The sequence below is a fragment of the Burkholderia sp. AU33423 genome, assembly GCF_002223135.1.
GTDB lineage: Bacteria > Pseudomonadota > Gammaproteobacteria > Burkholderiales > Burkholderiaceae > Burkholderia > Burkholderia lata_D.
In genome coordinates, this window is record NZ_NKFH01000004.1 from 885,472 (window position 1) to 910,625 (window position 25,154).

The 25,154-nt window shown below is 60.6% G+C and carries 17 protein-coding genes and 1 tRNA gene; 14 read left to right on the forward strand and 4 right to left on the reverse strand.

Features of this window, described 5'->3' with window-relative positions; all coding sequences use genetic code 11:
• The first annotated feature begins 60 nt into the window (after positions 1 to 60).
• The 9 genes from folP to phoR all read left to right on the forward strand — a co-directional run bounded on the left by folP (position 61) and on the right by phoR (position 9,491).
• Positions 61 to 954, forward strand: a complete 894-nt coding sequence (gene folP, locus CFB50_RS06830; protein WP_373452944.1) for a dihydropteroate synthase — start codon at positions 61 to 63, stop codon at positions 952 to 954.
• A 28-nt stretch (positions 955 to 982) separates the two neighbouring features.
• Complete coding sequence (glmM, locus tag CFB50_RS06835; protein WP_089445337.1) at positions 983 to 2,338, forward strand: phosphoglucosamine mutase; 1,356 nt, start codon at positions 983 to 985, stop codon at positions 2,336 to 2,338.
• A gap of 452 nt (positions 2,339 to 2,790) precedes the next feature.
• Positions 2,791 to 3,825, forward strand: a complete 1,035-nt coding sequence (pstS, locus tag CFB50_RS06840; RefSeq protein WP_069247650.1) for a phosphate ABC transporter substrate-binding protein PstS — start codon at positions 2,791 to 2,793, stop codon at positions 3,823 to 3,825.
• Between the two features lie 94 nt (positions 3,826 to 3,919).
• Entirely contained in the window at positions 3,920 to 4,906 is a 987-nt protein-coding gene (gene pstC / locus CFB50_RS06845) for a phosphate ABC transporter permease PstC (RefSeq protein WP_089445338.1), read from the forward strand.
• Entirely contained in the window at positions 4,903 to 5,796 is an 894-nt protein-coding gene (gene pstA, locus CFB50_RS06850; protein WP_069247652.1) for a phosphate ABC transporter permease PstA, read from the forward strand. The genes pstC and pstA overlap by 4 nt, the downstream gene beginning before the upstream one ends.
• 15 nt (positions 5,797 to 5,811) lie before the next feature.
• Entirely contained in the window at positions 5,812 to 6,660 is an 849-nt protein-coding gene (pstB, locus tag CFB50_RS06855) for a phosphate ABC transporter ATP-binding protein PstB (protein WP_069247653.1), read from the forward strand.
• An 18-nt stretch (positions 6,661 to 6,678) separates the two neighbouring features.
• Positions 6,679 to 7,383: a phosphate signaling complex protein PhoU gene (gene phoU / locus CFB50_RS06860; RefSeq protein ID WP_069247654.1), complete on the forward strand. Its 705-nt coding sequence runs from the start codon at positions 6,679 to 6,681 to the stop codon at positions 7,381 to 7,383.
• A gap of 29 nt (positions 7,384 to 7,412) precedes the next feature.
• The gene (gene phoB / locus CFB50_RS06865; RefSeq protein ID WP_027787869.1) at positions 7,413 to 8,114 is read left to right on the forward strand and encodes a phosphate regulon transcriptional regulator PhoB; all 702 of its coding nucleotides are present in this window, start codon (positions 7,413 to 7,415) and stop codon (positions 8,112 to 8,114) included.
• A gap of 57 nt (positions 8,115 to 8,171) precedes the next feature.
• Positions 8,172 to 9,491, forward strand: a complete 1,320-nt coding sequence (gene phoR / locus CFB50_RS06870) for a phosphate regulon sensor histidine kinase PhoR (RefSeq protein ID WP_069247655.1) — start codon at positions 8,172 to 8,174, stop codon at positions 9,489 to 9,491.
• Positions 9,492 to 9,618: 127 nt separating this feature from the next.
• On the opposite strand, the gene ppk1 is transcribed toward phoR, so the two are convergent.
• A complete protein-coding gene (gene ppk1, locus CFB50_RS06875) occupies positions 9,619 to 11,682 on the reverse strand; it encodes a polyphosphate kinase 1 (RefSeq protein ID WP_089445339.1) in 2,064 nt (687 codons plus the stop codon).
• A 279-nt stretch (positions 11,683 to 11,961) separates the two neighbouring features.
• Between ppk1 and ppx the strand changes: the two genes are divergently transcribed.
• Positions 11,962 to 13,476: an exopolyphosphatase gene (ppx, locus tag CFB50_RS06880; protein WP_046545374.1), complete on the forward strand. Its 1,515-nt coding sequence runs from the start codon at positions 11,962 to 11,964 to the stop codon at positions 13,474 to 13,476.
• An 86-nt stretch (positions 13,477 to 13,562) separates the two neighbouring features.
• Here ppx and CFB50_RS06885 read toward each other — a convergent pair whose 3' ends face one another.
• The gene (locus tag CFB50_RS06885; RefSeq protein ID WP_089446051.1) at positions 13,563 to 13,997 is read right to left on the reverse strand and encodes a hypothetical protein; all 435 of its coding nucleotides are present in this window, start codon (positions 13,995 to 13,997) and stop codon (positions 13,563 to 13,565) included.
• Between the two features lie 536 nt (positions 13,998 to 14,533).
• Here CFB50_RS06885 and CFB50_RS06890 point away from each other — a divergent pair.
• On the forward strand, positions 14,534 to 15,772 hold the full coding sequence (locus tag CFB50_RS06890; protein WP_089446052.1) for a tyrosine-type recombinase/integrase: 1,239 nt from the start codon (positions 14,534 to 14,536) through the stop codon (positions 15,770 to 15,772).
• 91 nt (positions 15,773 to 15,863) lie between these two features.
• Here CFB50_RS06890 and CFB50_RS06895 read toward each other — a convergent pair.
• Positions 15,864 to 15,948: transfer RNA gene (locus CFB50_RS06895), tRNA-Ile, on the reverse strand.
• Between the two features lie 242 nt (positions 15,949 to 16,190).
• Here CFB50_RS06895 and CFB50_RS06900 point away from each other — a divergent pair.
• Positions 16,191 to 16,967, forward strand: a complete 777-nt coding sequence (locus tag CFB50_RS06900) for a hypothetical protein (protein WP_144020633.1) — start codon at positions 16,191 to 16,193, stop codon at positions 16,965 to 16,967.
• Between the two features lie 531 nt (positions 16,968 to 17,498).
• Here CFB50_RS06900 and CFB50_RS06905 read toward each other — a convergent pair.
• Positions 17,499 to 18,098, reverse strand: a complete 600-nt coding sequence (locus CFB50_RS06905; protein WP_089445341.1) for a recombinase family protein — start codon at positions 18,096 to 18,098, stop codon at positions 17,499 to 17,501.
• A 393-nt stretch (positions 18,099 to 18,491) separates the two neighbouring features.
• Between CFB50_RS06905 and CFB50_RS06910 the strand changes: the two genes are divergently transcribed.
• The gene (locus tag CFB50_RS06910) at positions 18,492 to 22,160 is read left to right on the forward strand and encodes an SIR2 family protein (RefSeq protein ID WP_179254153.1); all 3,669 of its coding nucleotides are present in this window, start codon (positions 18,492 to 18,494) and stop codon (positions 22,158 to 22,160) included.
• A gap of 437 nt (positions 22,161 to 22,597) precedes the next feature.
• A complete protein-coding gene (locus CFB50_RS06915) occupies positions 22,598 to 25,105 on the forward strand; it encodes a type VI secretion system Vgr family protein (RefSeq protein ID WP_089445342.1) in 2,508 nt (835 codons plus the stop codon).
• Positions 25,106 to 25,154 lie beyond the last annotated feature (49 nt).

Consider the following 25,154-nt stretch of genomic DNA (forward strand, 5'->3'; position numbering starts at 1 on the left):
GTTCACGGGCTGGTGTGGCTTCACACCGGCCCGTTTTGCATTCATTCACGCCAGTTGCTCGTGTCCGATTCCGCTGTTTCCCCATTCATTCCCGCGCCACTCCAGTGCGGCCGCTTCGAACTGACGTTCGAACGCCCGCTCGTGATGGGCATCCTCAACGCCACGCCTGATTCGTTCTCCGACGGCGGCCGCTTCCTCGCGCGTGACGATGCGCTGCGCCAGGCCGAGCGGATGATTGCCGAAGGCGTCGACCTTCTCGATATCGGCGGCGAATCGACGCGCCCCGGCGCGCCGCCCGTGCCGCTCGACGAGGAACTCGCACGCGTGATCCCGCTCGTCGAAGCGCTGCGGCCGCTGAACGTGCCGCTGTCGATCGATACCTACAAGCCGGCCGTGATGCGTGCGGCGCTGGCGGCAGGCGCCGACCTGATCAACGACATCTGGGGGTTCCGCCAGCCGGGCGCGATCGACGCGGTGCGCGACGGCAACTGCGGGCTGTGTGCGATGCACATGCTTGGTGAGCCGCAGACGATGCAGGTCGGCGAACCCGATTACGGCGACGTCGTGACCGATGTGCGCGATTTTCTCGCCGAGCGCACGCAGGCGCTGCGCGATGCGGGGATTGTGCCGGAGCGGATCTGCGTCGATCCCGGTTTCGGATTCGGCAAGGCGGTCGTCGACGACAACTATGCATTGCTGGCCGCGTTGCCGGGCACGGCACCCGCGCGGCCCGACGGCCGCGCGTATCCGATACTCGCGGGCATGTCGCGCAAGTCGATGCTCGGCGCGGTGATCGGCGGCAAGCCGCCGATGGAGCGCGTCGCGGCGAGCGTGGCGGCCGCAGTGTGCGCGGTCGAGCGCGGGGCGGCAATCGTGCGCGTGCACGACGTCGCGGCGACGGTCGACGCGCTGAAAATCTGGGTTGCCGTGCGCGAAGCCGCGCGGCAACGATAAGTCAGAAGACGAAGGAGGAAGATTCACCATGGGACGTCGATATTTCGGCACGGACGGCATTCGCGGCACGGTGGGTGAGGCACCCATCACGCCGGATTTCGTGTTGCGTCTCGGCTACGCAGCCGGCAAGGTACTGGCCAGCTCGGCCGATGTTGCGGCAGGCTCGCGCCCGACCGTGCTGATCGGCAAGGACACGCGCGTGTCGGGCTACATGCTCGAAGCCGCGCTCGAGGCCGGGTTCTCGGCGGCGGGCGTCGACGTGATGCTGGCCGGCCCGATGCCGACGCCGGGTGTCGCGTACCTGACGCGTGCGCTGCGCCTGTCGGCGGGCGTCGTGATCAGCGCGTCGCACAACCCGTATCACGACAACGGGATCAAGTTCTTCTCCGCCGACGGCAACAAGCTGCCGGACGACACCGAAGCCGCGATCGAAGCGTGGCTCGACAAGCCGCTCGAGTGCGCGTCGTCGGACGGCCTCGGCAAGGCGCGCCGCCTCGACGACGCGGCCGGCCGCTACATCGAGTTCTGCAAGAGCACGTTCCCGGCCGCGTTCAACCTGCGCGGGCTGAAGCTCGTGATCGACTGCGCGCACGGCGCCGCGTACCAGATCGCGCCGCATGTGTTCCACGAACTCGGCGCGGACGTGATCCCGATCGGCGTCGCGCCGAACGGCTTCAACATCAACGATGGCGTCGGGGCGACCGCGCCGGACGCGCTGGTGCGCGCGGTGCGCGCGAACCACGCCGACCTCGGCATCGCGCTCGACGGCGATGCCGACCGCCTGCAAGTGGTCGACGCGACCGGTCGGCTGTACAACGGTGACGAGCTGCTCTACGTGCTCGTGAAGGACCGGGTCGCGACCGACGGCAAGGTCGAAGGCGCGGTTGGCACGCTGATGACGAACCTCGCGGTCGAAGTCGCGCTGCAGCGCGAGGGCGTGAAGTTCGTCCGCGCGGCGGTCGGCGATCGCTACGTGCTCGAGCAACTGCGCGAGCACGGCTGGCAGCTCGGCGCGGAAGGTTCGGGCCACATCCTGTCGCTCGACCGCCACTCGACCGGCGACGGCATCGTGTCGGCGCTGCTCGTGCTGGCCGCGCTGAAGCGCAGCGGCAAGACCCTTGCGCAGATGCTCGACGGCGTCACGCTGTTCCCGCAGAAGCTGATCAATGTGCGAATGAAGCCGGGCGCCGACTGGAAGGGCAGCACGTCGATTCGCGCCGCGATCGACGCAGCCGAGGCCGCGCTCGCCGGCAGCGGCCGCGTGCTGATCCGCGCATCGGGCACGGAGCCCGTGCTGCGCGTGATGGTCGAAGCGCAGCAGGCCGCCGACGCGGTCCGCCATGCGGAGACGATTGCCGACGCGGTGCGCGCGGCGACGGCCTGACGCGCGGGCCCGGCGCGTCAGGTCAAACACCTGCGCGCCGGTGCTCCGGCGAACCCGCACACGGCGCCTTCGGGGCGCCGTGATTTCGTCAGACGCAAAGGTTTGCGATACCTATAAAGAAGGACGCGTCGCCACCGCAATCCAGGGGCGAAAAATCGTCCGACCCCTGATATCGGCCCGCCACGACCAGGGGCTTTCCATGGCGCAGACACCGCGCTACGATCCGCTCGCACCCATGTGAAACGGGTCGTCATCCCGTCCCTTCCAGGCAGGCAATTCTTGCCGCCACCGCTGTTCCGGCGCCGTCCGGGCGCCGCGCACACCGCACCCGATACTCCCTTTCAACCAGTCATGTTACTGTCACGCCAGTTTCATCGATTGTCACATTACCGTCATGAGGAGCCCCTAACCTTCGCGGTGCCGTAGTCATCCGCTCACACACTGGAGGTCTCATGAAATTGATGCAAACCGCGATTGCCGGCCTGGCTGGCGCGCTTTTCGCCGTCGCCGCTCACGCTGCCGACATCACGGGCGCAGGCAGCACGTTCGCGATGCCGATCTATACGAAATGGGCTGCTGACTACCAGCAGACCGGCGGCGCGAAGGTCAACTACCAAGGCATCGGCTCGTCGGGCGGCCTGAAGCAGATCGTCGCGAAGACGGTCGATTTTGCCGGTTCTGACGCTCCGCTGAAGGATGACGAGCTCGCGAAGGAAGGCCTGTTCCAGTTCCCGACGGTGGTCGGCGGCGTGGTGCCGGTCGTCAACGTGCCGGGCGTGAAGCCGGGTGAACTGACGCTGTCGGGCCCGGTGCTCGGCGACATCTACCTCGGCAAGATCAAGAAGTGGAACGACCCGGCGATCGCCGCGCTGAACCCGAAGGTCAAGCTGCCGGACACGGACATCGCCGTGGTTCGCCGCGCTGACGGCTCGGGCACGAGCTTCATCTGGACGAACTACCTGTCGAAGGTCAACGACGAGTGGAAGTCGAAGGTCGGCGAAGGCACGACGGTCAACTGGCCGACGGGCACGGGCGGCAAGGGCAACGACGGCGTCGCAGCGTTCGTGCAGCGCCTGCCGGGCGCAGTCGGCTACGTCGAATGGGCGTACGCGAAGAAGAACAACATGGTCTACACCGCGCTGAAGAACTCGACGGGCACGGTGGTCGAGCCGAAGACGGAAACGTTCAAGGCCGCTGCTGCCGGCGCGAACTGGTCGAAGTCGTTCTACCAGATCCTGACGAACCAGCCGGGCAAGGAAGCATGGCCGGTCGTCGGCGCGACGTTCGTGCTGCTGCACGCGAAGCAGGACAAGCCGGAGCAGGGCGTCGAAACGCTGAAGTTCTTCAGCTGGGCGTTCAAGAACGGCGAGAAGGCTGCCGACAGCCTCGACTACATCTCGCTGCCGCCGGCAGTCGAAGCGGAAATCCGCAAGCAGTGGAAGATCAAGGTGACGGACGCTTCGGGCAAGCCGGTCGCCGCCGAGTAAGCATTGCAGCGGTTCGCTGCCCGGCCGTGCCGGTCGGGCAGTGTGTGCGGTAAAGCCGGGCGTTACGGCGCCCGGCAATCAAAAGCAGGCACCCATGTCTGATATTTCCTATACGTCCTCACGGTCCGCCGACGTTGCGCAGCAACGCGCGCCGAGCCGCCTCGGGGATGTCGTATTCGGCGGTCTTGCACGGCTTGCCGCCATCGTGACCCTGCTGCTGCTCGGCGGGATCATCGTTTCCCTGATCATCGCGTCGATGCCGACCATCCAGAAGTTCGGCCTCGGCTTCCTGTTGCAATCCGAGTGGGATCCCAACTCGGACATCTACGGCGCGCTCGTGCCGATCTACGGCACGATCGTGACGTCGATCATCGCGCTCGTCATCGCCGTACCGGTCAGCTTCGGCATCGCGCTGTTCCTCACCGAGCTGTCGCCCGTCTGGCTGCGCCGCCCGCTCGGCATCGCGATCGAGCTGCTCGCCGCGATTCCGTCGATCGTCTACGGCATGTGGGGCCTGCTCGTGTTCGCGCCGATCTTCGCGGAATATTTCCAGAAGCCGATCGGCCGCCTGTTCAAGGACGTGTGGATTCTCGGCCCGCTGACCGCCGGCCCGCCGATCGGTATCGGCATCCTGGCAGCCGGCGTGATCCTCGCGATCATGATCATCCCGTACATCGCATCGGTGATGCGTGACGTGTTCGAAGTCACGCCCGTGCTGCTGAAGGAATCGGCGTACGGCATCGGCTGCACGACCTGGGAAGTGATGTGGAAGGTCGTGCTGCCCTATACGAAGACCGGCGTGATCGGCGGCGTGATGCTCGGCCTCGGCCGCGCGCTCGGCGAGACGATGGCCGTGACCTTCGTGATCGGCAACACGAACCTGCTCGACAGCGTGTCGCTGTTCGCACCGGGCAACAGCATCACGTCGGCGCTCGCGAACGAATTCGCGGAAGCGCAGCCGGGCCTGCATACGTCCGCGCTGATGGAACTGGGCCTGATCCTGTTCGTGATCACGTTCGTCGTGCTGACCATCTCCAAACTGCTGCTGCTTCGTCTCGAGAAGGGAGAGGGCAAGAAATGAGCGAGCCCATCATGAATTTCCCGGGGCCGGACGGCGCCGTGCTCGACGCGATGCGCAACCGCCTGCAGCGCAAGCGCAAGGCCGTCAATGCGATCGCGCTGACCGCGTCGCTCGCCGCGATGGCCTTCGGCCTGCTGTGGCTCGTGTGGATTCTCTACACGACGGTGCATCTCGGCGTCGGCGGCCTGTCGCTGCAGCTGTTCACCGAATCGACGCCGGCGCCGAACACGGAAGGCGGCGGTCTCGCGAACGCGATCGTCGGCAGCCTGCTGCTGTGCGGCTTCGGTACGCTGGTCGGCACGCCGATCGGTATCCTCGCGGGCGTCTATCTCGCCGAATACGGCCAGAAGAACCTGTTGGCGAGCACGATCCGCTTCATCAACGACATCCTGCTGTCCGCGCCGTCGATCGTCATCGGCCTGTTCGTGTACGCAATCGTCGTTGCGAAGTCGGGGCGCTTCTCGGGCTGGGCCGGCGTGATCGCGCTCGCGCTGCTGCAGATTCCGATCGTGATCCGCACGACCGAGAACATGCTGAAGCTCGTGCCGAACGCGCTGCGCGAAGCAGCCTTCGCGCTCGGCACGCCGAAGTGGCGCATGGTGCTGAAGATCACGCTGCGCGCGTCGGTCGGCGGGATCATCACGGGTGTGCTGCTTGCCGTCGCGCGGATCGCCGGCGAAACGGCGCCGCTGCTGTTCACCGCGCTGTCGAACCAGTTCTTCTCGTGGGACATGAGCCAGCCGATGGCGAACCTGCCCGTCACGATCTACAAGTTCGCGATGAGCCCGTTTGCCGAATGGCAGTCGCTCGCATGGGCGGGCGTGTTCCTGATTACGCTCGGGGTGCTTGGACTCAACATCCTGGCGCGCTCGATCTTCTCGAAAAAGTAACGGCGGAGCAATCCGATGAATATGGCAGAAAGCCACCTGAATCCTGTCGAGCGCACTGCAGCGCCGGCCGGCACGCAAGATGCGGCGCACGGCCGTCCGCTCGAGCCGCTGAACGCGAAGATCGAGGTCAACAACCTCAACTTCTTCTACAACAAGTTCCATGCGCTGAAGAACATCAACCTGAGCATTCCCGAAGGGAAGGTGACGGCGTTCATCGGCCCGTCGGGCTGCGGCAAGTCGACGCTGCTGCGCACGTTCAACAAGATGTTCGCGCTCTATCCGGAGCAGCGCGCCGAAGGCGAAATCCTGATGGACGGCGAGAACCTGCTGACGACGAAGCGCGACATCTCGCTGCTGCGCGCGCGGATCGGCATGGTGTTCCAGAAGCCGACGCCGTTCCCGATGTCGATCTACGACAACATCGCGTTCGGCGTGAAGATGTTCGAAAAGCTCACGCGCTCGGAAATGGACGACCGCGTCGAGTGGGCGCTGACGAAGGCCGCGCTGTGGAACGAAGTGAAGGACAAGCTGAACCAGAGCGGCTACGGCCTCTCGGGCGGCCAGCAGCAGCGTCTGTGCATTGCGCGCGGCATCGCGATCCGTCCGGAAGTGCTGCTGCTCGACGAACCGTGCTCGGCGCTCGACCCGATCTCGACGGGCCGCATCGAAGAGCTGATCGCGGAGCTGAAGAGCGACTACACGGTCGTGATCGTCACGCACAACATGCAGCAGGCCGCACGCTGCTCGGATTTCACGGCCTACATGTACCTGGGCGAGTTGATCGAATTCGGCGAGACCGAAAAGATCTTCATCAAGCCGGTGCGCAAGGAAACGGAAGACTACATCACCGGCCGCTTCGGCTGATGACGGAGAACAACAGCCATGTCGGATAAACATCTGTCGAGCCAGTTCGACGCCGATCTCAACGCGGTGTCGTCGAAAGTGCTGGAAATGGGCGGGCTCGTCGAGTCGCAGATCGTCGGCGCGATGCACGCACTGAACGAATTCGATCGCGATGCGGCCGAGAAGGTGATCGCGAACGAGGAAGTCCTGAACACGATGGAAGTCGACATCGACCAGGAGTGCGGCAACATCATCGCGCGGAGGCAGCCTGCCGCGCGTGACCTGCGCCTTTTGATGTCGATTTCGAAAACGATTACGAACCTCGAGCGCGCAGGCGACGAGGCCGAGAAGATCGCGAAGCGCGTGCGCCGCCTGGTCGACGAGCCGGCCGCGCGTGCGGTCAACATCGCCGAGATCAAGGTGTCGGGCGAGATGGCCGTGACGATCCTGCGCCGCGCGCTCGACGCATTCGCGCGCCTCGATACGGTGGCCGCCGCGCAGATCGTCAAGGACGACAAGGAAATCGACATGGAATTCCGCGCGTTCGTGCGCAAGCTCGTGTCGTACATGCAGGAAGATCCGCGCACGATCTCGGTCGGCCTCGACTACCTGTTCATCGCGAAGGCGATCGAGCGGATCGGCGACCACGCGAAGAACATCGCCGAATTCATCATCTACATCGTGAAGGGCACCGACGTGCGGCACCAGCCGCGCGACACGCTCGATCGCGAAGCCAACAGTTAATCGACTCCATAGGAAGAACAGAGGTGCCGATGCCCAGCAACATTCTCGTCGTTGAAGATGAGCCCGCGATTTCCGAACTGATCTCGGTGAATCTCCAGCACGCCGGTCACTGCCCGATTCGGGCGTACAACGCCGAACAGGCGCAGAACCTGATCAGCGACGTGCTGCCCGATCTCGTGCTGCTCGACTGGATGCTGCCGGGCAAGTCCGGTATTGCGTTCGCGCGCGACCTGCGCAACAACGAACGGACCAAGCACATCCCGATCATCATGCTCACCGCCCGCGGCGACGAGCAGGACAAGGTGCTCGGCCTCGAAATCGGCGCGGACGACTACGTGACGAAGCCGTTCTCGCCGAAGGAACTGATGGCGCGGATCAAGGCCGTGCTGCGCCGCCGCGCGCCGCAGCTGACCGAGGACGTCGTGTCGATCAACGGGCTGCGCCTCGACCCGGCCACGCATCGCGTCGCCGCGCATGCGGAAGGCAGCGAGATCAAGCTCGATCTCGGCCCGACCGAGTTCCGCCTGCTGCATTTCTTCATGACGCATCCGGAGCGCGTGCACAGCCGCACGCAACTGCTCGACCAGGTGTGGGGCGACCACGTGTTCGTCGAGGAGCGCACCGTCGACGTGCACATCAAACGATTGCGCGCGGCCTTGAAACCGGCCGGCTGCGATGCGATGATCGAGACCGTGCGCGGCAGCGGCTACCGGCTCGCCAAGCACGCGTAACGTATCCACGCATGCCGTGTGCCACGGCATGCCGTTCATTCTTTCGGGCGCTGAATCATGAACATCATCTGGGCGCGCTTTCTGGTGTCGCTCGTGCTGCTCGTGCTGATCGGCGTATTGGTCGGCGTTTTCGCCGGCCCGACCGCGGGCCTCGTGTTCGTGGTCGTGATGCTGATCGCGCAGGGCTTTTTCAGCACCTTTCATACGCAGCGTCTGTGGCGGCTGCTCGATGCGCCGGTCTATGGCGAGGTGCCGAGCGCGCCGGGCATCTGGGGCGAGATCTACTATCGTCTGCACAAGCTCGCGAAGCAGTGGCATGCGCAGGTGCGTCAGGTCGAACAGCAGCATTCGCGCTTCATCCAGGCGATCCAGGCATCGCCGAACGGCGTCGCGATGCTCGACGATCACGACCAGATCGAGTGGTGCAACGCGATCGCCGAGGTTCATTTCGGCCTCGACGCGAAGCGCGACCTGCGCCAGCACATCACCAACCTGGTACGCCATCCCGAGTTCGTCCGCTATCTGAACGCGCAACATTACGACGAGACGCTCGTGATGCGCGGCATGGGCGATTCGCGGCAGAACGTGCTGGAAGTGCAGGTGTTTCCGTACGGCGAGAACCGCAAGCTGCTGCTCACGCAGGACATCACCGAGCTCGAGCGGACCGATGCGATGCGGCGCGACTTCGTCGCGAACGTGTCGCACGAGTTGAAGACGCCGCTCACCGTGCTGTCGGGGTTTCTCGAGACGATGCGTGAGCTGCCGCTGAACGAGGAAGACCGTGCGCGCTATCTCGACATGATGGAGCAGCAGGCCTCGCGGATGCGGCACATCGTCACCGACCTGCTGGTGCTCGCGAAGCTGGAAGGCGAGAGCAAGCCGCCGCTCGATCGCGCGATCGACATGCGTGCCGTGTTCGACCATCTGAAGGAGGACGCGCAGACGCTGTCGAACGGGCATCACGACATCGCGTTCGCGATCGACGAGACGCTCGGCGTCACCGGCGCGCAGACGGAGCTGTTCAGCGCGTTCGCGAATCTCGTCACGAATGCGATCCGCTATACGCCGGAAGGCGGCAAGATCGTCGTGACGTGGCGGCGCGAAGGTGCACAGGGTGTGTTTTCCGTCACGGACAGCGGCTTCGGCATCCCGGCCGCCGACCTGCCGCGGCTCACCGAACGCTTCTACCGCGTCGACCGCAGCCGTTCGCGCGACACCGGCGGCACGGGGCTCGGCCTTGCGATCGTCAAGCACGTGCTGCAGCGGCACGACGCGCACCTGTACGTGCAGAGCGAGGAAGGGCGCGGCAGCACGTTCACCGCACGCTTCCCGGGCGCGCGCATCATCGCGATCCGGCCGGCCGCTTACGAGGCATGATCGCGTAACGGCATCCGTCGCTCTTTGGCGAGCGGCGGCATGCCGGGTTCGCAACAAAAAACGCAGCCCGCGGGCTGCGTTTTTTATTTGGAGCGACGCGGTGCGCGACGCGCGCCGCGCTACCGATTCAAGAGCAGAACTTCGCGAGCAACCCGAGTTGCGCGTTGCGGATCGTCTTGCCGGCGCGACGGCGGCGGTAGTGGCCGTCGCTTTGCATCTGCCACGCCGACTGGTTGTCGCCGAGGCACACCGACAGCCCTTCGGCGATCACGCGCCGCTTGAGCTTGCGATCGCGGATCGGGAACGCGACTTCGACGCGGCGGAACAGGTTGCGGTCCATCCAGTCGGCGCTCGACAGATAGACGTCCTCGGCACCGTTCGCGTGGAAATAGTAGATCCGGTGGTGCTCGAGGAAGCGGCCGACGATCGAGCGCACGGTGATGTTTTCCGACAGCCCCGGCACGCCCGGCTTCAGCGCGCAGACACCGCGCACGATCAGGTCGACCTTGACGCCGGCCTGCGACGCTTCGTACAGCGCCGCGATCACCGTCGGCTCCAGCAGCGCGTTCATCTTCGCGACGACGCGCGCGCGCTTGCCGGCGCGTGCATTGTCGATCTCCGCGCGGATCGAATCGATGATGCGCGGATGCAGCGTGAACGGCGACTGCCACAGCTCGTGCAGCGTGAGTTCGCCGCCGATGCCGGTCAGCTGCTGGAACACGTGATGGACGTCCTCGCAGATCTTCTGGTCGGCCGTCATCAGACCGAAGTCGGTGTAGAGGCGTGCCGTGCGCGGGTGGTAGTTGCCGGTGCCGAGGTGCACGTAGCGGCGCAGCGACGCCTTGCCGGCCTGCACGACGCGCCGCACGATCAGCATCATCTTCGCGTGGCACTTGTGGCCGACCACGCCGTACACGACATGCGCGCCGACGGCTTCGAGCTGCGACGCCCAGTTGATGTTGGTTTCCTCGTCGAAGCGCGCGAGCAGCTCGACGACGACGGTCACTTCCTTGCCGTTGCGCGCGGCTTCCATCAGCGCGTCCATCAGCGGCGAATCGGTGCCGGTGCGGTAGATCGTCTGCTTGATCGCGACGACGCTTGGATCCTTCGCGGCCTGCTGCAGCAGTTCGAGCACCGGCTGGAAGCTCTCGTACGGGTGGTGCAGCAGGATGTCGCCGTTGTCGATCGCGTCGAACATCGTCGGCGCGTTCGTGATCGCGGACGGAGTCGACGCGGTGAACGGCGTGAATTTCAGGTCGGGGCGATCGACGAGATCGGGAATCTGCATCAGCCGCACGAGGTTCACCGATCCGGCCACGCGATAGCAATCCTTCTCGCCGAGTTCGCTTTCCTCGAGCAGGCGGCGCACGATGTGCGGCGGCGTGTCGGCCGACACCTCAAGGCGCACTGCATTGCCGAGGTGGCGCGCGGGTAGTTCGCCCTGCAGTGCGACGCGCAGGTTCGTGATTTCGTCCTCGTCGACGAACAGCTCGCTGTTGCGCGTGATGCGGAACTGGTTGCAGCTCTTCACGCTCAGCTGCGGGAAGAGTTCGCCGACGAAGCGCTGCATGAATGAGCTCAACAGCACGAAGCCGTGCTCGAAGCCCGACAGCGCGTGCGGCATGCGCACGACACGCGGCAGCGCGCGCGGCGCCTGCACGATGCCCATCACGGCCTGGCGGCCGAATGCGTCACGGCCTTCGAGCTCGACGACGAAGTTCAGGCTCTTGTTCAGCACGCGCGGGAACGGGTGGGCGGGATCGAGGCCGATCGGCGTGAGCACCGGCAGCAGCTCGTCGAGGAAGTAGCGGCGCGCCCATTCGAGTTGCTCGTCGTTCCACGTGTCGCTCGCGTGGAAGTAGATGCCTTCCTGTTCGAGCGCGGGCAGCACGGTTTCGTGCAGCATCGTGTACTGTCGATGGACGAGCCGCTGCGCGCGTTCGACGACGAGGTCGTAAGCATGTTGTAACGACATGCCGTCGGGCGTCAGTGCGCCGGGGTTGTCGCGGATCTGCTCCTGCAGCCCGGCCATCCGGACTTCGAAGAATTCGTCGAGGTTGCTGCTGGTGATGCAGATGAAGCGGAGACGCTCGAGCAACGGGACTTGCGGATCGGCTGCCTGGGCCAGCACGCGCTCGTTGAAACCGAGGATGCCGAGTTCACGATTGAGAAGCGGATAACGGACGGACATCGGCAGAGTAGGGGGTGATTCGGGCGATGATTCGAAAGGACGCTCGGAAACTCTCACGGTACGATGACGTGCTGATGACAGTAGTGTATTTATATCGGGAAATTCTACGCTGTAACCGTTTCGTCTCATAAATGTTTCGGCTATATGCAAACGAGCAGTATGCATGCCCGTGAAGCGTGGCAACGGCAAGCGTTCCACGCTTAAAATGTCGCCTTTGATTGATCACCCACGGCTGTCGCACCGGCCGCCGCGGGCGAACGCGCACGGAGCCCCCTTCTGATGGTTACAACCCCCCACTTGCTGGCTGCCGTGGATCTCGGCTCGAACAGCTTCCGGCTGATCGTCGGTCGCGTCGAGGAAACGCCGGCGGGCAGCCAGATCTATCCCGTCGACGCGCTGCGCGAGCCCGTCCGGCTGGCCGCGGGCCTGTCGAGTGACAAGATGCTCGATCGCGCGTCGCAGGAGCGTGGCTGGGAAGCGCTCAAGCGGTTCGGCGAGCGCCTGCGCGATTTCCATCCCGATCACGTGCGCGCGGTGGCGACGAACACGCTGCGTGTCGCGAAGAACGCGGGCGAATTTCTCGGCGAGGCCGAAGCGGCACTGGGTTTCCCGATCGAAGTGATTGCGGGCCGCGAAGAAGCGCGGCTGATCTATGCGGGTGCCGCGCATTCGGTGCCCGCGAGCGCGGGCAAGCGGCTCGTCGTCGACATCGGCGGCGGCTCCACCGAATTCATCATCGGCTCGCACTACACGCCGATCGTGATGGAGAGCCTCTATATCGGCTGCGTGAGCCACAGCCGCACCTTCTTTCCGGCCGGCAACGTCGACGAATACACGATGCGGCAGGCCGAGCTCGCGGCCAAGCGCGAGATCCAGATCATTTCAAGCGAGTACAAGAAGGCCGGCTGGGACCAGGCGATCGGCTCGTCGGGCACCGCGCGTGCGCTCGCGGAACTCGTCGAGGCAAACGGCTTCAACGATCCCGGCATCACGCACGGCATTTCGCGCGGCGGTCTCGAGCGGCTGAAGCGCGCGCTGATCAAGTCGGAGAACGTCAACCGGCTGAAGCTGATCGCACTGAAGCCCGATCGCGTGCCGGTGCTCGCGGGCGGCCTCGCGATCATGCTCGCGGTGTTCGAGGAGCTCGGCGTCGACTACGTCGATACGACCGACGGCGCGCTGCGTCTCGGTGTGCTGTACGACCTGCTCGGCCGGACGCAGCACGAGGACATGCGTGCGGTCACCGTCGAGGGCTTCACGCGCCGCTACGGTGTCGATCGTGCGCAGGCCGAGCGGATCGGCGCGCTGGCGGGGCGTTTCTACGACGAACTCGAGGAAGCCGACGAAGAGGCGCGCGAGGAAGGGCGGATGTTCCTCGGCTGGGCGGCCGCGTTGCACGAGATCGGTTTGTCGATCTCGCACAGCGCGTATCACAAGCACTCGGCTTATATTGCGAGCAACGCGGACATGCCGGGTTTTTCGCGCACCGACCAGGCGCGCCTCGCCGCGCTCGTGCTCGGTCACGCCGGCAAGCTCGGCAAGCTGTCGCAGGCGCGCGAGGTCGAGTGGCCGCTGCTGTTCTGCCTGCGACTTGCGGCGCTGCTGTGCCGGCGCCGGACCGATGCCGGGCTGCCGGACATTTCCGTTTCGCAGATGAAGAAAGGTGGGTATGAAGTGCGCCTGCCGAGCGCGTGGGTCGAGCAGAACCCGCTGACCGACTATAGCCTCAGCCAGGAGGCGGCCGAGTGGGAAAAGGTCGGTATCCCGTATCGCGTGGTGTATACCGGCGCCTAAAAGGTCGATAGCGGGGCTGGGAGGGGCCGGGCAGCAGGCAGGCTTGCTGCCCCTCAGGCTTGCCGCATGATCGTCCTAGCGGCCGCTCAGTCCGACGAACAGACGATCGCGGTCAGGAACGGAAACGCCTGCTTGACGGTCGCATCGCTGCCGGCTTTGCGCACGGCTTCTTCCACCGCGCTTTTCGTGCCCCGTACCACGACGCCATAGGCCCAGTCGCCGATCGGCGTGCCGTCGCCCGGACGGAAGATCGGGTCGTTCGCCTGGTATCCGAGTACGACATAGACGCCGAAGCCGTACGCCGTCAGCGTGTGGCTCGTGCGGAATGCATTGACCGAGTTCGATTCGACATGCATCGGCTCCGACTGGATGTCGCCGGCGGCGAGCAGCGGCGCGACGAATTTGTGGCCGGTCGAGTGGCAGTCGAGTGCGTCGTCGAGCGCTTTGGCCGACGCGGTGCCGGCAGTCGCGAGCGCGAGCAGCGATGCGCAGAGGGCGGTCTTGAGAATGTTGTTTTTCATGCGCGGATGCAGGTTGTCCACGCGCATTATCGCGTGTTCCTGCAAGTGCCGTATGCGGGCTGCGGATGGCTTGTTGGCCCGTATGCCGTCGGTGATTCGATGGGCCGGCCAGGCGGGCGCTCGGTCGTTTCCAGTCAGCCTTTCCTGCATTTGAAGCGAAAGGCCGTAAGCCACTTGCTTTGTGCCGACCTTCGAAATAGGGCCGCCGAGGGCTGGGTGGATCGTTGTAGCGTCGATGCCCCAATTGATCCCTACAATGAATCGAGGCGCTGCGAACCGGAATCCCGGTTGACGCTTAACGGGCCCAGAAATGGAAAAGGGGCTACGGTATAAACCGTAACCCCTTGATTCCTTGGTCGGAGCGATAGGATTCGAACCTACGACCCTCTGATCCCAAATCGGGTGCTCCTGCTATTCTCAACGTCATTGGTGATCGATAAAAATCATAAGCCATTGATTTGATGTAAAATTTAAGCTCACTGCGATTTTGTGTTCCGACCCACAACGCTACACGTAGTAGCAAAATGGTAGCAACGATGAGCGATAGCGAGAAAAAGCAGCGGGCGGGCAAGGACGCCCTGAATTTTACGAAAGCGGCGATCGAAGCGTTGCCGATGCCAGAGAAGGGCTGGAAGTATTACTACGACACGAAGGTGAGCGGTCTAGCGATCGGCATCGGCCCGAGCGGCGTCAAGACGTTCATTCTCTATCGGAAAGTCAATCGTAAGCCCGAGCGGATCAAGATTGGGCGCTATCCCGATCTGACGGTCGATAAAGCGAGGACGCAAGCTCTGACTCTGATCGCAGACATCGCCGGTGGGACGAATCCAGCCGATCTGAAGCGTGCCCGCCGCGCGGAGATGACTTTTGGCGAGCTGTTTGACCAGTACTACGAGAATCACAGCGTTCCGCACAAAAAGACGGCAGCGGAAGACAAGCAGAAATTCGAGAAATACCTTTCCAGTAATGGGGACGGTATCAACCTCGCGTCGCGGCAGCTATCGGAGATCACGAAGGCGACGGTTGCTCAACTGTTCACCAAGATCAGCAAGGATCACAAGGTGATGGCGAACCGGGTGCTTGCGCTTGTCAGCAGTATCTTTGGCAAGGCGATCGAATGGGGAATCTGGAGCCAGATGAATCCATGCCACGGTATCCGCAAACATAGCGAAGTCAGCCGGGATCGCTTCCTGCAGCCGGACGAACTGCCGAAGTTCTTCGAACAGGTGTTGGCGTATCCGAATGCCACGGTGCGGGACTACATCTTGGTCAGCCTGTTGACTGGCGCGCGCAGAGGGAATGTTCTTGCGATGCGTTGGGATCAGGTGAATCTCGACCGAGCGGAGTGGCGTATCCCGGATACGAAAAATGGAACGCCGCAAAGCGTTCCTCTGGTTCCGGATGTGGCGGCTATTCTGCGAGGGCGGGGTAAGGATCGAGGGGGCTCGCCGTTCGTGTTTCCGGGCTCGGGCGAGGCGGGGCATCTCGTTTCGCCGAAGAAGGCATGGAAGATCATTCTTGATAAGGCCGGCATTGCCGATCTTCGGTTGCATGATCTTCGTCGCACGATGGGGTCGTGGCAGGCGGGGACCGGCGCGAATCTGTCGGTGATCGGCCGATCGCTGAACCACAAATCAACGCAGACGACAGCAATCTATGCGCGTCTCTGGATGGAACCTGTTCGCAATTCGATGGAAACTGCGGCTGAGGCGATGCTCGAAGCTGCACGAATTGTACGGACACCGGAATCTATCGAGGGAGGTGACGACAAATGAGGATTTGGCGATGGCAAGATGAAGGCGGAAGGGGGCAGTCTTCGCCAAGTGGTAAACCGTAAAAGCCCCCGCCTTGCGGACGGGGGCTTTGCGGAGAGGACGGGATTCGAACCCGTGAACCGTTTGCGCGGTTTGGGGAGTATCAGTCCCCTGCTTTCTGCCACTCAGCCACCTCTGGAATACTGCTGCATTCCGCAGGTGGCTCAGCAAGCGCAAACTGTACCGCCAACAGCACGCGCTCGCAAGGAAGCCGTCGACAACCCGGTTAGCCGTTGTTCGCGTGACGGCCCCGGTTTGACGCTCCGCTCGGCTCCGACCCTAATCCGCACCGACGGAGTCGACGATCGCGTCCCTACGGTCAAAAATCCCCGTTGATTGATGCCTCAGCGCGGCTCGAGATTCCTGGCTCCAGCAACCCATGCTCGACACTAACGCCATTTTTGCGCGCGGCACAACAGGTGTTGTCTGTTTTGACGGCCTGCCTTATCTCACCGATGCCCATCTAGCCGTTCGGCACAGCACTGGAAAATCCCTCCAAAAAAATCTAGATAGCCTGTACAATCCTAGATATCCATCCCATCTAATGTGGGGAATCCAGATGGAAGCCATTACAAAATCAGGTCTCTTGCAGTTCGTTGACATGATCACCAGCAAGGGCTGGGTGAACGTGAACACGGGCAACAGTTGGAAAGCAGCGGTCAAGAAACTGCTCGTCGACATCCCCGATGACGAAGACGTTCGACAGATCGATGTCAAATCTCAGGTATTGAGGTACAACAATTTGCATCCGGGCGATTTGTCCCCTGAATCGCTGAAGACGTATGAAAAGCGGGTGACGGCTGTAATCCAGCAATTCGTCAGCTACAAGACCGACCCCACCAACTACAAGGCGCCCTCGCGTGGGTTGCCCAATGGTAAGAACGACAAGCCAGAGCAGAGAAAAAAGGCTACGGTCAAACCGAACCAAGCGGCGGAAACGCCAGCCGCGACGACCAATCCAGATCAAACTAGGGGCGAGGTTGACCACTCTGTCCCGAAGACCATCGGCGGCACGTCAACGGGCGCGAACCTAGCGCTGCCGTTTCCGCTCCGGCCGGGCCATTTGGCTCAGATTGTTATCCCGATTGATATGACGAAGGACGAGGCAGATCGTCTGTGCGCGTTCATCCAAACGCTAGCGCAGGCAAAACAGTGATCGAGGGGAAAGGCGAAGGGCCAGACGTGCGACCGTCCAGCCCTTCAGTGCAACTATGTCCAGCACGGACAGCCGAGCTTGTCGGCCTGATCAAGCGGAAAGGACCGGTGACGAAAGTGACCATCAGAAGACCCAATCGCCTACAGTGAAAGTTGCATTTCGACTGTAGGCACTCATTGTACTAGCGAGGGCCGTAGCATGCTACGGCTCTCGCCCATGCGTGCCCGCGTTTTCGCGCATGCCCCGCCACTGCAAGAACTGCTGCTGCTCCAAACCGACTTGAGGTCGTCTCGCTAACGGTCGGTTCCCCATTCGGTTATTGTCTCTCGGCCGCGATCGCAGTTCGTAGTTGCGGCCGATGTTTCCGGCTAGCGCTCACTCACCAACGAATTCCGTAACGTGGCGGTATCCTCGATTCGGTAATTAATCGTCCGGTAAGTTACCGGGCCGGTTGCTGGTGTGAGCGTGGTAGACAACTGCGGTCGGACTTGTTGATTGCCAGCCACATTGATATTTGCGATTGGCTACCGGTCAGGACAGCAGGTGCTCTGCGCATGCTCGCTTTACGGTAGCCGTTCCCACACCGAACTGCTCGGCAGTCTCCCGAATGCTCGCGCCGCTTTCAGCGCGCCATGCCTTGATGGCTGCGTAGTCGTGGGATCGCGCGCGCCCCTTGTATTTCCCTTCCGCCTTCGCGATCGCGACACCGCGGCGCTGCATCTCTGCCCGGTTGCGGTAGTCCGCTTCGCCCTGAGCGGCCATAAATGCCAACACTGCATCTCGCGTCGCTTTCTCGATGGGGTCTTTGGCTGTCCCGTCAAAAGCCATTCCGTTGAGCGTGCATTCGACCCGAACGCCGAGGTCCATTAGCCGGCGCATCGTCCGATGTAGTTCGTCATAGCGGCGACTGATCCGGTCGAGCCAGCGCACGACGAGAACGCCGCCATGCCGCAGATCGAGTTCCGCTTTGCGCCACTGCTCCCGCGCGTCAGGGGCGACGTGGTAGCCGCTCACGCCCTCGTCAATGAAAACGTCCTTGTCTTGGACACCGTGGGCTTTGGCGTCATCGTACTGGCTCGCCGAGGACTGGCCGTCCGTGGTGGAAATCCGTCCGTAGTAGAGCTTGCGCATGGCTTTGTGTGGATCATTAGGGTATATGGATCAATTATAACATAGCTCAATTTGACGGTTGACCCCATTGATCCACGCCCCGATCCCCGCACCACTGGCTCGTTACGGTGTACCCAAGTGATCCATATTTATGAATGGCGTGCGCGCTGGTGTTTATGCGTGCTGCTCCCGTTGACTCTGCGAGTTGCGGTAGGCTACGGCATTCGATATCAGGCTTTGTTCGATGTCGTTTTTGACCAAACGGAGACTAAACTGAGGTTCCTACCTGACGGGCCGTCGATCCCAAATGAGCTGCTAAGCCTCAGGGATAAAGGCGAAGTAGTATTTTTTTGTGGCGCTGGTGTTTCTATGCCAGTTGGCTTACCGAGTTTTTTCAAACTCACGAAGTGCGTCATGACGCGTCTGGGTGTTTCCCCAGCGTCAAAAATTGGCAAGCTCATGGCGCCTGCAATGGAGAAAAACGACCCGGACCTGGCGCCGCCGTTGGATCAAGTATTTGGCCTTCTTCATAGAGAGTATTCCCGTCCGAGGGTCGAGCGGGAGGTCAATTGGCTATTGAAGATACCAAAGGCAGCAAATCCGACTAAGCATGAAGCTATCCTCCGTCTCTCTGCTGATGCTTCCGGTACTCCGCTCGTAGTGACGACAAACTTCGATCTGATGTTTGAGCGGGCGAATAGACAGCTGCGTCGGTGGACACCACCGTTGCTGCCACCGATGACAGCCATGGAGGTGCCGACGGGGATTGTTTATCTTCACGGCCGTCTGCGGCAGCAGAGCGACGATGGTCAGAATCTCGTGCTGAGTTCGGCCGACTTCGGCCGTGCGTATCTTGCAGACGGCTGGGCGACGACATTTATGCGTCAGTTGCTTGAGCAGCGGGTGGTTGTGCTATTGGGATACTCAGCAAGTGATCCCCCGGTTCGTTATCTCCTCGAAGGTTTGTCCGCAAGCAATTCCGCGAAATTGCGCACAATTTATGCGTTCGACCGAGGGGAGCCGGAGACCGTGCGCGCGAAGTGGCACGAATTGGGTGTAACCGGTATAGCCTTTCGGCAGTTTGATGACTTATGGACAACGCTCGAAGCTTGGTCTGTTCGAGCAATCAACAAGGACTCGTGGACTGCAAGTGTTCTCGCGCATGCGCACACATCGCCACGGTCGTTGCTTCCACATCAGCGTGGTCAGGTTGTTGCGTTGGTCGAAACTCGAGAAGGCGCGAAAGCGTTTGCTGACGCTGAGCCCCCACCTCCAGCGGAATGGCTGTGTGTTTTTGATAAATTCTCGCGATATGGACGTCCAGAAAAGAATGGCTGGTCGAATGATGCAGCAGAGATCAATCCGCACGTAGAGTTTGGACTGGATGATGATCCACCTCGTCCTCCAGCGAATGGCCGGTCTACGGACGTAGGCGGTGTCGATCTGATCGGAACATTGGCCACTGATGACGATGGTCAGAACTACATGCGCCTCGCTGGGATGCGATCCTCTCCCGGTACCGTGGATTCGAAGCGTCTCTGGTGGCTGGTCCGTTGGTTTGAGCGAGTCGCAGAACAACCTGCCGCTATTTGGTGGGCCGCGCGGCAGCGGAGTCTACATTCATCGCTCTTGGAGGCTGTGGATCGTCGATTGAATGGGCGCAATGGAGCCGTTTCAGCATTTGAAGGCGAATCTAGACATATTTGGGCGCTCATGTCCGAGTCGTTCGCTGAGTTGCCGGAAGATGTAAGGGAGTTTTCATGGTATAGGCTTGCTGATCGAATTCGTACCGAGGGCTGGTCTACTTCCGTACTTCGCAAGCTTGAAAAAATCGCGCAGCCACGGCTTTCAGTGAAGGCTATGTCTGCCACCCGCCCATCCGTACCGCCTCCGATAGATGAATCGGTTGATATGGAGAGGCTTGTTCGATTTGAAGTTGTAACCGCGCAGCGACATGGAGCCGACATTAACGTCCCGGACCATCTCGTGCTTGCTGTTTTTCAGATTGTTCGGCGAATATTGCTCCGTTCAATAGACCTTCTGAACGAAATCATCGGATCGTTAAGTTATTTTAGGTTGCCTGCAATTGAACCTGATGCAAGACCGGGAGGGCATATCCGTCATCGTGAAGGTGTCGAGGCGGATTTCTTCTGGGCGGTTGAATTGTTTCAACGCTTGTGCGATCTTTATCCGGAAGACGCACGTGATGAGGTGGTGAAATGGCCTAAATCAGATAGGTATTTTTTTGACAAACTGAAATTACATTTTTGGCGGAATCGCATCGTATTTGATGGCGAGTGTGTTGAGCAGGGGCTTAATGGGTTATCTGATGAGGTGTTCTGGAATGCATATATGCGGCGGGAAGTGCTTCTGTTGCTCAGAGATCGATGGTGTGATGTTCGACCTGAGATCCGAAGGCGCATAGAGCAGAGGTTCATCGACGGTCGGCAACCGTATGAGGGGGAGGCGTCTGAGGACTATGAGCAGAGAGTTATTTTTGATGCCGGTACTTCTCTAGGATGGCTCGAACGGAATGGCTGCGAGTTATCGCGATCAGCCGTAAATATTCTCAGTGCTATCCGGAGAAGGCCGGGTTGGAGTGAGGATGCTGAGAAGGCTGCCGACCACGATTGGGATGGTAGAAGCGGCTGGGTTCAGCGAAAGACGGACCCAGAGAATTTGCTGCACCTGCCATTGGCCGAAATTGTCCCGCAAGCTCTTAAATTGTCACGACATGACAATTCAGATTTTGTCGAACACGCACCGTTCGCTGGACTTGCGTCGGCGCGGCCAGTCAGAGCACTCAGAGCTCTTTCGGTGTATGAACCAGGGGGCGACCATAGTGTATTTCTTTGGAAACAGTTGCTTTCCAATTGGCCGGATGCCGCGCCGAGAAAAGCACTTCTGATTTGTGCGTACAAGCTTGCTGACGCTCAAGAAGATTTATTTTTTAGAATTCGCTTTGAGGCTACATCATGGATTGAAAAATACTTGCCTCGCTTGTTTTCTTATCGAGAAAATGTCTTCTGGAGTCTATGGGACAGGGTATTCGATAAGATTATTGCGATGGGGGGTAGGGCAACGGAAAGTGCTATTCATGAGATAAGGCAGGGTGGGGAGGTGAAATCTTTTTCGAGGTCGATGGATTTTGCCATAAATGCACCGGTAGGTCGTATGGTTGAGACGTTGTTTTCTACTTTGGGGGAGAAGAGCTACCAATTAAATGAGGGGCTCGATGCTGAACTGCTTGAAAGAATCTGCCGAGCGCTTACATCCCCTGGTGACGGGGCGCATCATGCGGCTACCTTGGTTGGCCGACGATTGAACTTCCTCTTTTATGTGGACAGCCGATGGGTAAAGCGCCGAATACTTCAACTTTTCTCTCGCAAGAACACATTGTCGAACGCAGTATGGGCAGGTTTAATTTGGGAGGCAAATGTGCCTTCGGCTGCGCTCTTTCATTTGTTGAAGAGTGATTTTGTAGCGCTTTTCTCGGAATCCAAAAGTCTGTTGTCAGATGAGGAGCTGGAAAGGAATGCGGTACATATGTTGATCGTCGCCAGATATTGGTGGGCTAACGATAGGCGATATATTAATGCTGTAGAATGCCGTCGCATTCTACAGGAGATCAGTGATTTGGGGCGGCAGTCTGCATTATGGATGGTTGGTCGAATCGTGGTGGATCAGTCAGCGTGGGAAACATTTGGTAAGTCATTTTTTGTATCGACTTGGCCACAGGAAGTCGTATTGCAGTCTAGTGCTATCACGGAAAGCATGATTCGTATGGCTCAGGATCTACCCAATCTCTTCAATAAGGTTGTAGAGGCTGTGCGAGACTACCTTACCCCAATTGAGCATCCGGACGTGGTGCTTTATGGCTTGCGAGAAAAGATGACAGAAAATCTGTCACTCTCCAGAAGATGGCCAAAGCAGGTGCTTTTCTTGATAGACAGAATCATCGAACAGGCACCTAGCTATCCCCCTATGGGATTGCGGGAGCTACTGGATGAAATTGTCGAGGCTGCCCCTACTCTACGAGCCACAAAATCGTGGAGAAGACTACATAATTTATTGTCGGAATAGGGTGCTGATAGCGCCTTGTATTTTTACTGGGGCGCGATGTAGATGGCTCGTGAAGCGGGCCCGTCAACCACTCTGATTTCTCGTAGTAAATGACGCACTGAGTGGTTGACGACTCGACGATCGACAGGTCGGCGGGCGCTGATTTTGGTTGTGCTGGTGTGAAGGTCGGTAATTCGAATCTGCGATGAGTTTCGGCGGATAGCGTCAAGAAGACAGTCAAGAATCGTCACGGCGCCTTTATCGTGGCGAGCGGACTTTGGTATGATCTTTGGAGGCATCTTCCGCAATCACACTTTAGGTCGACTGCGGCCTCTGCGTGAAGGCTGAATTTAATATTTATGTTTGTTATTTGTAATTTTCATGTAACACATACGCAGTCCCGGCGTTTTGATGTCTAGTTACGGTCGGACGCGTTCTGTACAAAACGGGGTGACCGCATGAGCGGGGAAGTCTTGCTGAAGGTGCTGCGCGGAGGCTATGCGCAGTTCGACCGCATCGTCAAACTTGACACGCCGGTTGGTGACGACTGGCTCACGCCGCTGTACGTCAAGATCAACGCGCGGCTTGGGCGCAATTTCGAGGTGACCGTTGACGCCTCATCCGTCATGGGCGACAAGATCAAGCTCAACGCTCTGATGCTGCAACCCGTCACGCTCTGGATTCGGCAGACTGACGGAGGCTATCTGCCGATCCATGGCTATGTGCAGCGGGCTCGCCGCCTTGGAAACGATGGAACCGTCTCGTATTTTCAGCTTCAGTTCTCTTCGTGGTTAAGCTTCCTCAAGCTCAGCAGCGATCGGCGCGACTGGCAGGAAGCCAGCGGCTGGCAGATTCTCACCGACGTCTTCGAAAAACATCCGCAGGCTTCCGGCAACTATGGTCAGGAGCTACGCGCGGCGATGCGCTCGTATTCGCACCGTGTGCAGTGGGAAACCGACTGGAATTTTGTCCACCGGAGTCTGGAAGAGGTCGGCGTGTTTCCGCGATTCGATTTCGCGAAGGATGGCAAATCGCACAAGGTCGTCATGATGGACGACCTCTATTTTGGGCCATCGTTACCGAATTCGGAGATGAAGTTCAGCCACGCGGGTACCGACGAGGATTTCGACGGACTTACCCAGTTGAGCGAACAGCAGGACGCCCAAAGTGCGACGCTGACGCTCGGGACCGCCGACTACAAGCGACCTGACCTCGATAAACAGGCGAGCACGCCAGCGGCCGACTTGGAGGAGTTACCTGGTCAGGGCGAAGAGTATCTCTATACCGGCTCACAGACGTGGGCCGAATCTGATGCTGGACAACAACAGGCCCGCATTCGCACCGAGGAATGGGCTTCGCGAGCAAAACGCTATTTCGCGATCGGCAGTCCCCGCTATGCATTGCCAGGCTACTGGTTCAAGGTGTCGGGACATCCCCTCTTCGATGCATTGCCGGAAGAGGAACGCGAGCTGTCGATCATCGCGAGCGACTGGCTGATCCAAAATAACTTGCCCGGCATGGATGCGCTCACGCGATTCCCGCGCAGCCTGCGCAGCGCGATCGAACAGGTCAAGGTGGCCGGAACTGGTACGACCGTGAGCCACCGCGATGGCGGTACCGGATTTTTTCACGTCGAGATCGAAGCGCAACTTCGCAAGACGCCATTTCGCAGCCCATTCGAGCATGAGAAGCCGGAAATGCATTTGCAGACGGCAATTGTCGTAACCGATAGTGACGAGGAAATCGTCACAGACGACGGCAATCGTGTGCGGGTCCGGACGTCGAACAGTCGAAAGGATCGCAATACGAAGTCTACGTCGTGGATTCGCGCGGCGATGCCGGACGCGGGCGCTAGGCGCGGCGGCTATTTCCCGTTGCGCAAAGATGACCAAGTGCTTCTAGGATTCGTAAATGGCGATTGCGACCGACCGGTGATCATCTCGCGACTGCACGGGGGCGCGACGATGCCGGTATGGCATACGCACGGCCTGCTGTCTGGTTTCCGCTCTCGCGAGTATGGTGGCGACGGCTTCAACCAGCTTGTCATGGACGACTCGAGCGGGCAGAACCGGGCTCAACTTTACTCGTCGAGCTACAGTTCTCACCTGCATCTCGGCTATCTGATCGAACAGTCCGATAACACGCGCGGCTCGTTCGTTGGCAGTGGCTTTGATCTCAAGTCGGAGGCGCATGGAGCGATTCGGGCGGTACAAGGCCTGTCGATCTCGACTCACCCGGCAGCGGTACAGCCAATGAACGTATCGGCCGCGACCGATCAGCTCGCAGCTTCGGAGGCAGTATTAGAGACGGTCTCGCAGGCGAGCGAAACGAATCGGGCCGAAAGCCTGCAGGACGGCAGCGATGCGATGAAGGCCTTTACTGAGATGACGCAGGGCAACGTTCCGGGCGTCACCAAAGGTGGCCGCACGGCTGGCGGTGGAACGGGGAATGCCAGTGGCTTTGCGAAACCGGCGTTGCTGCTGTCGAGCCCGGCAGGTGTCGGCCTATCCAGCCAGCAATCGATTCACGCGTCGGCGAATCAACAGGTCAACTTGGTAGCGGGGAAAAATGTCAATCTCGCAGCCGGGAAGTCGCTGCTCGCGAGCGTGATGAGCAAGATCAGCCTGTACGCTCAAAACCTCGGGATCAAAATTTTCGCGACCAAAGGCCCTATCGAAATTCAGGCTCAGAACGATGCGTTGACGATGCTGGCGCAGCAGGACGTCAAGATCGAGAGTGCATCGGGACGGATGATTCTGCGCGCAGAGAAGGAACTGATTCTTAATGTCGGTGGATCGTATATCAAGATCACGCCTGACATGATCGAGAACGGGACGTCGGGCCAGATTCTCGAAAAATGCGCGTCGTGGGACAAGCCCGGTGCGTCGACCATGACGTTGCGTGATCCGCTGAACGGCACGCCGATTTCGAAGCATGGTGGTTACGCCGACGATTTCTCTGGTTGATCGAGATGCCCCGTTCCTGAAGCACGATAACGACTTACGATTTCAATTG